The following is an 11,913-nucleotide window of genomic DNA, read 5'->3' as shown; positions in this document are numbered from 1 at the left end:
AACAGCACAACTCGGGAGAGCACTCGATTCAGTCCGGGAGGAGCACCGTGTACGAAAAGGACGGCGAAAAGTACTTCGTAGTCGACGGGCATACCCACTTCTGGGATGCCAGCCCCGCCAACTGGGTGTCGGGTCAGGAGGAGTACGCGAAGGGCTGGATCGAGTGCTTCCACGCGTACCAGAGCCTCGGCCCGGCCGAAACCCACTGGCCGATCGAGAAGTTCCAGAAGTACGACGAAGAAACGATGATGTACGACCTGTTCGACGCCGGCCACGTCGACGTCGCCATCTTCCAGCCCACGAGCCTGCGGCAGTGGTACCGCGAAGGGTTCAACACCACTGAGGCCAACGGGGCGCTGGCGGAGAAGTACCCGGGCCGGTTCGTGGTCAACACGAACTGGGACCCGCGAGATGGCGAGCCGGGTCTGAAGGCACTGGAAGAGCGAGTCAAGCGCTGGGGCTGCACAGGTGCGAAGCTCTACACCGCCGAGTGGCACGGCGACTCGCGCGGCTGGAGTCTGAGGGACCCGGAGGCCTCGCGCTACCTGGAGAAGTGCCAGGAGCTCGGCGTGAAGAACATCCACGTCCACAAGGGACCGACGATCTGGCCCCTGGACAAGGACGCGTTCGACGTGAAGGACGTGGACTACGCGGCCACGAACTTCCCGGGGCTCAACTTCATCGTCGAGCACGTGGGGCTGCCGCGGATCGAGGACTTCTGCTTCATGGCCACGCAGGAGCCCAACGTCTACGCCGGCCTGTCGGTGGTCATCGGCGGGCTCATGCACGCGCGGCCGCGGTTCTTCGCGAAGGTGATGGGAGAGCTGCTGTTCTGGGTCGGTGAGGACAAGATGCTCTTCGGCGCCGACTACGCCATCTGGGAGCCGAAGTGGCAGGTGGAAGGCTTCGTCGACTGGCAGATGCCCGACGGCGAGGAGTTCTCCGACTACGGGAAGCTCACGGTCGAGACCAAGAAGAAGATCCTCGGCCTCAACGCGGCCCGCCTGTACGGCCTCGAAGTGCCCGAGGGGCTCGACCTCAAGGCACCCAAGACCGTCGAGGCAGTAGGGGTTCCGTCGCCGTGATGGCGCCCGGTTCCGCCGGCGCGCGCACCGACCAGACCGCCGCGATCACCGCGGCGGTCTGGTCGGCGCTGGGGACCGTGCGCGATCCCGAGCTCGACCGGCCGTTGACCGACCTGGGTTTCGTGGCCAGCTCCACAGTGGACCCGGGTGGGGAGGCGGTCGTCGAGCTGTGCCTGCCGACGTATTTCTGCGCACCGAACTTCGCGTTCCTCATGGTGGCCGACTCCTACGACGCCGTTTCGGCGGTGCCGGGGGTCAGCCGCGCCGTGGTCCGCCTGAAGGACCACTTCGCCGCCGACGTGATCAACAAGGGGGTGGCGGCGCGGGCCGGTTTCGTCGGTTCCTTCGGCGACGAGGCGGCCGACGAGCTCGACAGCCTGCGCGCCGACTTCCTGCGCAAGGCCGTGCTCGCCGGCACCGACCGCGTGTGCCGGTCGATGGTGTCCGGCGGCGTGGCCCGGGAACGCCTGGCGGAGCTCACGCTCGCCGACGCGCCGCCGACGCCGGATCGCGAACGGCTGCGGGAGCGCCGCCGTGAGCTGGGCCTGCCCGGCGGTGACGCGGACCCGCTCGTGCTGGACCCGGGCACGGGCCAGGCCGTGCCGGCGCCCGAGCTGCACCGGCACCTCGGGGTCGCGCGCCTCACGCGCGTGAGCCAGGACGCCAACTCGGGGGTGTGCCGCGGGATGCTGCGCGCCCGCTACCCGGAGGCCAGCAGCATTCCCGAAACGGAGGAGACGCCATGAAGGCGGTCCGGTTGCAAGCTTACCACCAGCAGCCCGTCCTCGAAGAAGTGCCGGAGCCGAAGGCCGCCGGGCCGCTCGACGTGGTGGTGAAGATCGGCGGGGCCGGTGTGTGCCGCACGGACCTGCACATCATCGAGGAGCAGTGGGCCGCGAAATCCGGCGTCGCGCTGCCTTACACGATCGGGCACGAGAACGCGGGCTGGGTGCACGAGGTCGGCTCGGCGGTGACCAACGTGGCCGTCGGCGACACCGTGATCCTGCACCCGACGCCGACGTGCGGGCTGTGCCACGCCTGCCGCGCCGGCAACGACATGCACTGCGAGAACAACGCCTTCCCCGGCATCGACACCGACGGCGGGATGGCCGAGTACCTGCTCACCTCGGCGCGGGCGTGCATCAAGCTCGACCCGGACACGCGCCCCGAGGACGTCGCGGCGCTGGCCGACGCCGGCATCACCGCTTACCACGCCGTGCGCAAGGCGGTGCCGCTGCTGCCCCCGGGCACGGTGTGCGTCGTCAACGGCGCGGGCGGGCTCGGGCACATCGGCATCCAGTCGCTGCGGGCGCTCACCGCGACGACCGTGGTGGTCGTGGACCGCAATGTCGAGGCGCTCAAGCTCGCCGCGGAGCTCGGGGCCGACCACACCGTGGTCGCCGACGGCACCCACGTCGACGCGGTCCTCGACCTGACCGGTGGCCACGGCGCCGAGGTGGTGCTGGACTTCGTCGCCGAGCAGGGCGCGCAGCAGGACGCGTTCGCCATGACGCGCCGTGCCGGCTCGCACTTCGTGATCGGTTACGGCAGCAACATCGACGTGCCGACGATCGACATCATCTCCACGGAACGCAACATCGTGGGCAATCTGGTGGGCACCTACAACGACCTCGTGGAGCTGATGGTGCTCGCGCAGGCGGGCAAGGTCACCTTGCACACCAGGCAGTACCCGCTCGACGCGGCACTCGACGCGCTGGCCGATCTCGACGCCGGCCGCGTGCGGGGCCGCGCCATTCTCGTCCCCTAGCCGATCCGGTCCCATCACACAGGAGGAGCAGCATGGCCAAGGAACTTCGCTTCGGCTCGGAAGCCCGCGACCTGCTGGTGGCGGGGGTGGACAAACTCGCGGAGGCCGTGAAATCGACGCTGGGCCCCAAGGGGCGCAACGTGATCATCGAGAAGATCACCGGTTCGCCCGTGGTCACCAACGACGGCGTGACGATCGCGCGTGAAGTCCACCTGCGCAACCAGTTCGAGAACATGGGCGCACAGCTGGTGAAGGAAGCGGCGATCAAGACCAACGACGTGGTGGGCGACGGCACCACGACCGCGACCGTGATCGCGCAGGCGATCGTGAGCGAGGGAATGCGGGCCATCGCCCACGGCGGCAACCCCGTGCTCGTCAAGCGCGGTATCGACGCGGCGGTGGGCCGGCTCGTCGAGCACCTGGAGACGATGGCGCACCCGGTGAAGTCCGAAGAGGACTACGCGCGGGTCGCGGCGATCTCCGCCAACGACGACGGGGCCGTCGGCTCGGTGATCGCCAAGGCGCTGCACACCGTGGGGGAGAGCGGCGTCGTCACGATCGAGGAGTCGCCGCGCATCGGCATGTCGGTGGAGTTCGTGGAGGGCTTCGAGTTCGACAACGGCTACCTCTCGCCGTACCTCGTCACGGATCCCGGGCGCCTGGAAGCGGTGCTCGACGACCCGTACATCCTCATGTGCAGCGAGAAGATCAGCAACGTGCAGCAGCTGATGCCGGTGCTGGACAAGGTGATGCGCAACCCGCGCCCGCTCGTGCTGATCGCGGAGAACGTGGAGGGCACGGCGCTGTCGATGCTCGTGCACAACCACGTGAACCGCACGTTCCAGGCCGTCGCGATCCGTGCGCCCGGCTTCGGCGACCGCCGGCTGCACAAGCTGGAGGACCTGGCGGCCGTGGTCGGCGGGGCCGTGCTGTCGAAGCACTCGGGGTTCTCGCTGGAGACGATGAAACTCGAGCACCTCGGCCGCGCGAAGCAGGTGCGGGTGACGGAGAACGCGACCCAGATCGTCGGGGGCGCGGGTTCCGCCGAGGCCGTCGAGTTCCGCGTGGGCCAGCTGCGCGCCGAGCGCGACCGCGCGCAGTTCGGGGTCGACGAGGACGTGCTGACCGAGCGGATCGGCGCGCTGACGGGCAAGGTCGCGGTGATCCGCGTCGGCGCCGCGACGCCGGCCGAGCTCAAGGAGCTGCAGCACCGCGTGGAGGACGCGCTCTCGGCCACCCGGGCCGCGATCGCGGAGGGTGTGGTCGCCGGCGGCGGCGCGACCCTGCTGCACGCGGAGAAGGTGCTGACCGGTCTCGACCTCGAAGGCGACTACGCCATCGGCGCCGACATCGTGCGGCGCGCGCTGAGCGCACCGGCAATGCTGATCGCCAGCAACGCCGGGTACGCGGCCGAGGAGATCGTGGAGCAGACCCGGAAGCTCGGCGACGACGAAGGGTTCGACGCGTTGGTCGGACGCTTCGGCGACCTCGTCGAGCTCGGCATCATCGACCCGTTGCGGGTGTGCCGTTCGGCGCTGCAGAACGGCGCTTCGGTCGCCGGCCTGCTGCTGACGACGAACTCGCTGATCGCCGAGGAGCAGACGCCGTGGGGCGGCAGCGCGGCGCTGATGACCGAGTTCGGGCCGCTCGACGAAGGCCTGCACCAGCCCTCGCCCGACGCGAGCACTCCACAGTCGCTCGGGATGGGGCCGTCGGTCGGCTGATCTCCGTTTCGACCACGCAGCTGATCCGGGTTGCTTGACCCCCGCGCACCTCACCCCCGTACGGGTGCGCGGGGGTCTTCCCGTTGAGTGGCACGGAAAGCCGCGAGTGCCCCGGTGAGCGCGAACCGGCCGGGTCCGGTGAACGCGACCACCAGCAACGTCCAGCAGAACAATGCGGCCTGCTCGCCGCCGTTCTGGATCGGCAGCACGTCGTTCGGCGCGTGGACGGTGAAGTAGGCGAAGGCCATCGACCCGGAGCCGATCAGCGCGGCCGCGCGGGTGCCGATGCCGAGGAACACCAGCGTGCCCGCCACGAGCTGGATGAGCGCCGCCCACCAGCCGGGCCACGAGCCGACCTGCGCGGGGGCGTGGGCGCCCAGGAGTCCGAAGAGGGTTTTCACGCCGTGGCACGCGAAGAGGAATCCCACGACGATGCGGAACAGTCCGATCGCGTGGTCGCGGATCGCGTCCAGCCGGTGCATGGTACCTCCACAAAGGACGGTGCCGGGGCGCGGCGGGGCCGACACCCCGGTCGGCTGCCGTAATGGTCCAGACCTATTTGTGCGTGGGACCAGGTATACCGGCTGTGACGTCCGACGCGGTACCTGCGAAAGTGTGGCCTCGCGCGTTCGGGGGTGCTCAGGCGTGCCGCGGTGGCCAGCCGGACTCGAGGAGATCGAATACGGCGTGCATCGCGGCGAGGGGGTCGGGCTCGGTACCGGTGAGGTCGGGGATCTCCAGCACGTAGCGGGCCAATGCCCTGGTCGCCATGTCGGTCGCGGGCACGTCGCTCGCCTCGGCGATCGCTTCGGTCAGCGCGGCTTCGCTCTGGACCCAGAGCTTGCGCGCGTACCCGCGCAAGGCCGGCGTGGTGACGATCAGGGTGCGCTTGCGTTCGTACTCGGGCGGCAGTTCGGCGGCGAACGGCCCGCGGTTCGCGAAGAACCGGCGCAGGGCGGCGAGGACGGACTCGCCCGCTTCCCGTTCGCGCACGGCGGCGACGAGACCTTCACGGCGTTCGGTGCCGTCGTCGAAGATCAGGGCTTCCTTGCCGTCGGGCACGTGGGCGAACAACGTGGCGACGGAGACGTCGGCCGCCTCGGCGATCTGCGCCACGGTGACGTGGTCGTAGCCGTGCTCGAGGAACAGGCGCGCAGCGGCGTCGTCGAGCGCCTGGCGGGTGCGGGCCTTCTTGCGTTCGCGTCGACCGGGGGTGGCGGGCATGAGGCTCACGATAGCTGAAGCGACTCTGAAATTGTAGTTACTATGAAATAAGAGTGACTACAGAAATGAGGGCACGCCATGGCCAACCAGTCGACGATCGCGCTGGTGACCGGCGGCAACGCCGGCATCGGCTACTTCGTCGCCGAGCAGCTCGCCACGACCGGCGCCGCCGTGGTGCTCGGCAGCCGCGACCCCGCGAAGGCCGCCTCCGCGATCGGGGCGATCCAGGCGCGAGTGCCCGGCGCTCGGGTCACCTCCGTGCGCCTCGACCTCGCCGACCTGGCCTCGCTGAAAGCCTCGGTCGACGCGCTGGACATGCCGCGGCTCGACGTGGCCGTCCTCAACGCGGGGGTGCTCCTCGAAGGTCCGAAGCGGCGAGAGACCCCGGCCGGCCACGAGCTGACGTTCGGCACCAACCACCTCGGTCACTTCGCCCTCACGGCCCTGCTGTGGCCCCGGTTGTCGGCCGGCCGTGTGGTGACCACGGGCAGCTTCACGGCCCGCTCCGCTCACCTCGACCTCGACGACCTGCAGAGCACCCGCGCCTTCGCGCCGAAGCAGACCTACGAGCGCGCCAAGCTCGCTCAGATGCTGTTCGGCTTCGAGCTTGCCCGCCGTCTCGAGGAGGCGGACAGCGGTGCCCTCAGCGTCGTGGTCCACCCCGGCGGCGCCCTGAACGCCCTGACTCCCTCACGACCGCCGATGCACTCACGCACCACCGGGCAGCTGCTCCGCGCGGTGCCCGCCGGCGTGCTGCTGCAAGGAAAACACGCGGGCGCCCGGCCGTCCGTGCACGCGGCGCTCGACCCGTCCGTCCGCAATGGACAGCTGTGGGGCCCGCGGTTCTTCGGCCTGCGGGGAAAACCGCGCCTCGAAACTCCGAAAGGACCGCTCGCGGACTCCGCGACCGGCCGTCGGCTGTGGGACCTGAGCGCGGAACTGACGGGCGTGGACCCGGACTTCGTGACCGCGCTCTGACGCGTGATCGGCGCCGGGTGGCGCCCGACGCGCGGTTTGTCTTTCCGCACCGCGACCGTGACCGTGACGGGCAAGGTACCAGGAGTGGCGGCCCCAGGCGTGGTGGCGCGGGAAACGCCGGTCACCGGGGCGGCCCGGTGACCGGCGTTTCGCGGCAAGGGTTCAGGACGCAGGTGTCACGTCGATGAGGATCTTGCCCGTCGTGCCGTTCTCCGAGGCTTCGTGGGCTTGTGCCGTCTGCTCCAGGGGGAAGCGGTGCAGCGGCAGGCCGCGCTCCTCGCCCAAGCGCAGGGCGCCGTCGGTGAGAGCCGCGGTGACGTCCTCCGCGCCGGCGCGGAGCTTGTCCAGGCCGACGGTGTAGAGGACCAGGAACTGGTAGCGCGAGTTCAGCCACAGGTTGCGGCCGAAATCGAGAGTGATCTTGCCGGTGCCGCGGTCGTCGCCGTAGGCCGCGACGGTGCCGCGGGTGCGCAGGACCTCGGCGTGCAGCCCGGCGTTCGTGCCGGCGGCGACCTCGACCACGAGGTCCACGCCGTCGGGGGCGATCGCCCGGATCTCGGCCGCCAGGTCGCCGGAGGTGTAGCGGAGCGCGTGGTCCGCGCCGGCCGCCCGGGCCAGCGCGGCCTTGGCCTCGGTGCTCACGGTGGTGAGCACCGCGGCCTTGGCCTCGGTGCTCACGGTGGTGAGCACCGTCGCGCCGGCCCAGCGGGCGAGCTGGATCGTGGCGTTGCCGACGGCGCCCGCCCCGCCCGTGACCAGGACGGTGCGGCCCGCGAGCGCGCCCGGGGCGAGCCGCGTCGGCCCGTCCTCGGCGACGGTCAGGGCGCGGTGCGCCGTGAGGGCGGGGATGGCGAACCCGGCACCCTCGTCGAAGCCGACCGCGTCGGGCAGTCGCACGAGCCGTTCGGCCGGCAGCACGGTGTACTCCTGCGCCGTTCCGGACGCGGGGGAGTGGGCCGCGGCCAGCAGCACCCACACGCGGTCGCCCGGCGTGAACTCCGTGACACCCGGCCCGACGGCGTCGACCACGCCCGCGCCGTCCTGGTTGGGCACGGCCGGACCCGCGAGCTCACCGGGGCCGCGGCGCGACTTCCAGTCCGTGGGATTCACCGCCGACACCACGATCCGCACCCGGACCTCGCCGGTGCCGGGCTCCGGGACCTCCCGCTCCGACAGCGACAACACTTCCGGCCCGCCGTGGCGGGTGAACGTGACAGCCTTCATCTCTCGTGCAAGCCCGCGCCCCCGCGGGCGTATTCCGCGGCCGCCGGAATTTCCTCCCGCCGGGGCCGCCTCGCCCGGCGCTGTGGCGTGGGGTTTACCCCACACCGGCCGCTGACCGGCCGTGGTGGCTGCTCGATGGCTCCGCGGCCTTCCACGCGCAAGGCTGAAGGCACGAGCCCACACCCGGACCGCTGACGGAGGAGAGAACCATGGCCGCCCTCGAAAAGCCGGACGTGCGCCTCGAATCAGCGGCCCAGGAACTGGCCGGCGCCACAGCGAACCCGCCGTTCCGCTACGAGCTCGGCCCCGAAGCGGCCCGCAAGGTGCTCGACGGCCTGCAGTCGGGCGGCGTGGCGAAGCCCGCCGTCGACGAGGAGCGGCTCACAGTGTCCGCCGCCGTCGGCGATGTCCGGGTGCGGATCGTGAAACCCGACGGCGCCGACGGCACTCTGCCGGTGATCCTCTACGTGGACGGCGGCGGCTGGATCCTCGGCAACGCCGGCACCCACGACCGGCTGGTGCGCGAGCTCGCGACCGGCGTCGGCGCCGCAGTGGTGTTCGTGGAGTACACCCCGTCGCCGGAGGCGCGCTACCCGGTGGCGATCGAGCCGGCCTACGCGAACCCGCAGCGGATGGGTCGCGAGGGCGCCGGCAAGGGCATCGAGGAGGCATACAGGGCCGTCGCGGGCGACTCCGTGGGCGGGAACATGACCGCCGCGCCGGCCTTGATGGCGAAGGAACGCGGCGTCGTCACCTTCGTGCAGCACTCGACGTACTACCCGGTCACCGACGCGGGCATGGACACCGGCTCGTACCGCCGGTTCGAACACGGTCCCTGTCCGGCGGCGAAGGCGATGGCCTGGTTCTGGGACGCCTACCTCCCCGAGCCCGCCCAACGCCGGCAGATCACCGCCGCACCACTGCAAGCGAGCCTCGACCGGCCGGCCGGGCCGCCGCCCGCGTTCCTGCTGGTCGACGAGTACGACGACGTGCTACGCGACGAAGGCCAGGCCTACGCGGCGAAGCTGCGGGACGCGGGCATGGCCGTGACGACAGCGCGCTACGACGGCATCCTCAACGACTTCATGATGCTCGACCCGGTCCGGGACACGCACGCGGCGAAGGCCGCGGCTGCGCAAGCGATCGCGGTCCTGCGGGAGGCCCTGCACTGACAGGGCGTGCCGCCGCCCCCCCGCACAGCGGCGGCACCCGCGGTCCGGCCATTCCCCCCCCTCATGGCCGGGCCGCGGCTCGCGGCTCGGCGAGGGTGACCACGCCGCCGCGAGCGTGGGTACGGTGAAGGCCTCCGACACCGTCGGGAGGGTGCCGTGGAATCTCCCCGTGAAGTGCTCGAGCTGATCCTGCACACGGTTCCGCAGCCGGTCTGGGTGATCGACCACGGCGGGGCGATCGTCTTCGCCAATCCCGCGGCCGTGGCCTTGCTGGGCTACGACGACCTGGCCGAGCTGCGCGGGCGGCAGAGCCACGAAACGGTGCACCACCACTACCCCGACGGCTCGCCGTTCCCGGCTTCCGAGTGCCCGATGCTGCGGTCGCGCCAGGCCGGGGAAACCGTGCACAGGGACGAAGACTGGTTCTTCCGGCGGGACGGCTCGATGTTCCCGATCGAGTGGTGGTCGGCCCCGCTGGACCTGCCCGGCGGCCGCGGCGCGGTGCTCGCGTTCGAGGAGACCACGCAGCGCCGTGCGGCCGAGCAGGCGGTACGCGAGCGTGACGCGGCGCAGATCCGCGCGGCCGAGTCGCGCGCCACCGGACGGCGCATCGTCGAGAGCGCGACTGCGGCCCGCCGGCAGCTGGCCCGCGACCTGCACGACGGTGCCCAGCAACGGCTCGTCGCCCTGCTCATCGACCTGCAGCTCGCCCGTGAGGAGTTCGCCGCCGCCCCGGACCGTGTGCCCGGGCTCCTCGAGGAAGCCGTCGAGCACACGCGCGCGGCCATCAGCGAGCTGCGGGAGCTCGCCGCCGGGATCCACCCGGCCGTCCTGTCCGCGCGCGGGCTCCGCTTCGCCGTCGAGACCCTCGCCTCGCGCGCGGCCCTGCCGGTGGTGGTGACCGGCTCCGTCGAGGCGGAGCTCGCGGAGGGAGTCGAGGCGTGCGCCTACTTCGTCACCGCCGAAGCCCTCACGAACGCGGTCAAGCACTCGCGCGCGTCGCAGGTCACGGTGACTCTGGCAGCGAGCGGGCCCCTGCTCACGGTCGAGGTGCGCGACGACGGCGTCGGCGGAGCCGTCGCGGGCGGATCCGGTTCCGGGCTCGCCGGGCTTGCCGATCGCGTCGACGCCCTCGACGGCCGGCTCACGCTGTCCTCCCCACCCGGCGCCGGAACCGTGCTGCGCGCGGAATTTCCCCTCTGAGCACCCGAACTGTGGGGACACCCCCATGGCGGGGCCGGGTGCGGGCGGGGACCCTTGAGCGATGTCGCCCACCGCCCTGATCGTCGACGACGACACCGGCTTCCGGCGCGCGGCCGGGCGCCTGCTGGCCGCTCGGGGCTTCGAGGTCGTCGCCGAGGCGGCCGACGCGGCGCAAGCCAGGGAAGCCGTGCGCGCCCACCACCCCGACTGCGTGCTCCTCGACCTCCACCTCCCCGACGGCGACGGCCTCTCGGCCGCCCGCGCGCTCGCCGTGCTCCCCGGCCCGGCGCCCCGCATCCTCGTGACCTCGACCGAGCCACCCGGCTTCGTCGCCGCCGACCTCGCCGCACTCGGGATCGTCGGCTTCGTGGCCAAGGACCACCTGGCGACCGCCGACCTGGCGGCGTTGTTCGGTTTTTCGGCCGCCTGACGGCCGGCGCCTGGTCAGCCTCGTTCGTCGAACGGTTCGTCGCTCCAGCGAGGCCGGGCCGCGACAGCAAGACCAGTGTTTCGGCGACGCGGTCGTGACTCCGTTCCCCCGTCTCCCCGTGATCGTCCACACCGGACTGGATCAGCTCCGGCTCCTCGTCCCACAGCGGCTTGACTCCGGCGAGGGCGGGCGGGAAGGCACGCCCGCCCTCACCCTCACGATCGACTGTCCGGACGCGGGATCGCAAACGCAACCGACATTTCCGGCGCCCTGCCACCAAGGGACGTCAGTTCTGCAGGTACCGCAGCACCGCGAGCACCCGCCGATGCCGGCTGCTCGCCGACTGGTGCAGCCCGAGCTTGCTGAAGATCCCCGTCACGTGGCGTTCCACCGCCGGCACGGTGACCACGAGCTTCTCCGCGATGCCGACGTTCGAGTGGCCCTCGGCCATCAGTGCGAGGACGTCGCGCTCGCGGGGGGTCAGGTCGTCGAGGGGGCTGCCGACGCGCTTGCGCCCGACCAGCCGGGCGATCACGTCCGGGTCGAGAGCCGTGTTGCCCTCGGCGACGCGCCGCACGGCGTCGACGAGCACCGCCGGGTCGGCCACCTTCTCCTTGAGCAGGTACCCGACGCCTTCGGCGCGGTCGCCGACCAGCTCGAAGGCGTAGCGGTCCTCCAGGAACTGCGAGAGCACGATCACCCCGACGCCCGGCTCGGACGACCGGATCTCCAACGCCGCGCGCAACCCGTCGTCGGTCAGGTCCGGGGGCATGCGGATGTCGGTGATCAGCACGTCGGGCCGGCGCGCCCGGACCTGCCGCAGCACGTCCGGCGCGTCCGCGGCCACGGCGACGACCTCGAAGCCGGCGCGTTCGAGGACGCGCACGATCCCTTCCCGGACCAGGGCCTGGTCCTCGCCGACGACCACCCGGATCCGTTCAGCCACCGGCTCACGGTACAGGGGCGCGCCCGTCCGGGCCTGCCCGTGGAACCCGGGCGCCCGGGCGCGAGTGCAGCGCGTGCCGGTGCGGTGACCGGCTGCTGCGCCCCCCGGATCGACGTGGCGCGCCCCCTTGAGTTTCGGCTAACGACGAGTTACCGTCCG

At 71.5% G+C, this 11,913-nt stretch carries 12 protein-coding genes; 8 read left to right on the top strand and 4 right to left on the bottom strand.

Going from position 1 to position 11,913, the window contains the following annotated elements:
• Window positions 1–47 precede the first annotated feature (47 nt).
• Genes AB0M56_RS31670 through groL form a run of 4 tightly spaced genes read left to right on the top strand, consistent with a single transcriptional unit; the run spans window position 48 to window position 4,577 of the window.
• Window positions 48–1,085, top strand: a complete 1,038-nt coding sequence (locus tag AB0M56_RS31670; RefSeq protein WP_364182722.1) for an amidohydrolase family protein — start codon at window positions 48–50, stop codon at window positions 1,083–1,085.
• Complete coding sequence (locus tag AB0M56_RS31665; protein ID WP_364182719.1) at window positions 1,085–1,831, top strand: iron-sulfur cluster assembly protein; 747 nt, start codon at window positions 1,085–1,087, stop codon at window positions 1,829–1,831. Before AB0M56_RS31670 ends, AB0M56_RS31665 begins: the two co-directional genes overlap by 1 nt.
• The gene (locus AB0M56_RS31660; protein ID WP_364182716.1) at window positions 1,828–2,853 is read left to right on the top strand and encodes an NAD(P)-dependent alcohol dehydrogenase; all 1,026 of its coding nucleotides are present in this window, start codon (window positions 1,828–1,830) and stop codon (window positions 2,851–2,853) included. The genes AB0M56_RS31665 and AB0M56_RS31660 overlap by 4 nt, the downstream gene beginning before the upstream one ends.
• Before the next feature lie 32 nt (window positions 2,854–2,885).
• Window positions 2,886–4,577: a chaperonin GroEL gene (groL, locus tag AB0M56_RS31655; protein ID WP_364182713.1), complete on the top strand. Its 1,692-nt coding sequence runs from the start codon at window positions 2,886–2,888 to the stop codon at window positions 4,575–4,577.
• Window positions 4,578–4,627: 50 nt separating this feature from the next.
• Here the strand turns inward: groL and AB0M56_RS31650 are convergent, their stop codons facing one another.
• Complete coding sequence (locus AB0M56_RS31650; protein WP_364182710.1) at window positions 4,628–5,059, bottom strand: DoxX family protein; 432 nt, start codon at window positions 5,057–5,059, stop codon at window positions 4,628–4,630.
• Window positions 5,060–5,216: 157 nt separating this feature from the next.
• Entirely contained in the window at window positions 5,217–5,801 is a 585-nt protein-coding gene (locus AB0M56_RS31645; protein ID WP_364182707.1) for a TetR family transcriptional regulator, read from the bottom strand.
• 78 nt (window positions 5,802–5,879) lie between these two features.
• Between AB0M56_RS31645 and AB0M56_RS31640 the strand changes: the two genes are divergently transcribed.
• Window positions 5,880–6,779: an SDR family NAD(P)-dependent oxidoreductase gene (locus AB0M56_RS31640; protein WP_364182704.1), complete on the top strand. Its 900-nt coding sequence runs from the start codon at window positions 5,880–5,882 to the stop codon at window positions 6,777–6,779.
• A 162-nt stretch (window positions 6,780–6,941) separates the two neighbouring features.
• Here the strand turns inward: AB0M56_RS31640 and AB0M56_RS31635 are convergent, their stop codons facing one another.
• Window positions 6,942–8,003 (bottom strand): NADPH:quinone reductase, encoded by a 1,062-nt coding sequence (locus AB0M56_RS31635; protein WP_364182701.1) that lies wholly within the window; start codon window positions 8,001–8,003, stop codon window positions 6,942–6,944.
• 209 nt (window positions 8,004–8,212) lie between these two features.
• On the opposite strand from AB0M56_RS31635, the gene AB0M56_RS31630 reads away from it, so the two are divergent.
• The 3 genes from AB0M56_RS31630 to AB0M56_RS31620 all read left to right on the top strand — a co-directional run bounded on the left by AB0M56_RS31630 (window position 8,213) and on the right by AB0M56_RS31620 (window position 10,808).
• A complete protein-coding gene (locus tag AB0M56_RS31630) occupies window positions 8,213–9,175 on the top strand; it encodes an alpha/beta hydrolase (protein ID WP_364182698.1) in 963 nt (320 codons plus the stop codon).
• 156 nt (window positions 9,176–9,331) lie between these two features.
• The gene (locus tag AB0M56_RS31625) at window positions 9,332–10,378 is read left to right on the top strand and encodes a PAS domain S-box protein (RefSeq protein ID WP_364182695.1); all 1,047 of its coding nucleotides are present in this window, start codon (window positions 9,332–9,334) and stop codon (window positions 10,376–10,378) included.
• Window positions 10,379–10,439: 61 nt separating this feature from the next.
• A complete protein-coding gene (locus AB0M56_RS31620; protein WP_364182692.1) occupies window positions 10,440–10,808 on the top strand; it encodes a response regulator in 369 nt (122 codons plus the stop codon).
• Window positions 10,809–11,094: 286 nt separating this feature from the next.
• Here the strand turns inward: AB0M56_RS31620 and AB0M56_RS31615 are convergent, their stop codons facing one another.
• Window positions 11,095–11,742: a response regulator transcription factor gene (locus AB0M56_RS31615; protein WP_364182790.1), complete on the bottom strand. Its 648-nt coding sequence runs from the start codon at window positions 11,740–11,742 to the stop codon at window positions 11,095–11,097.
• Between the last annotated feature and the right edge of the window lie 171 nt (window positions 11,743–11,913).

It is taken from the genome of Amycolatopsis sp. NPDC051372 (assembly GCF_040682095.1).
Lineage (GTDB): Bacteria > Actinomycetota > Actinomycetes > Mycobacteriales > Pseudonocardiaceae > Amycolatopsis.
This window is presented reverse-complemented; position numbering and strand designations above follow the sequence as displayed.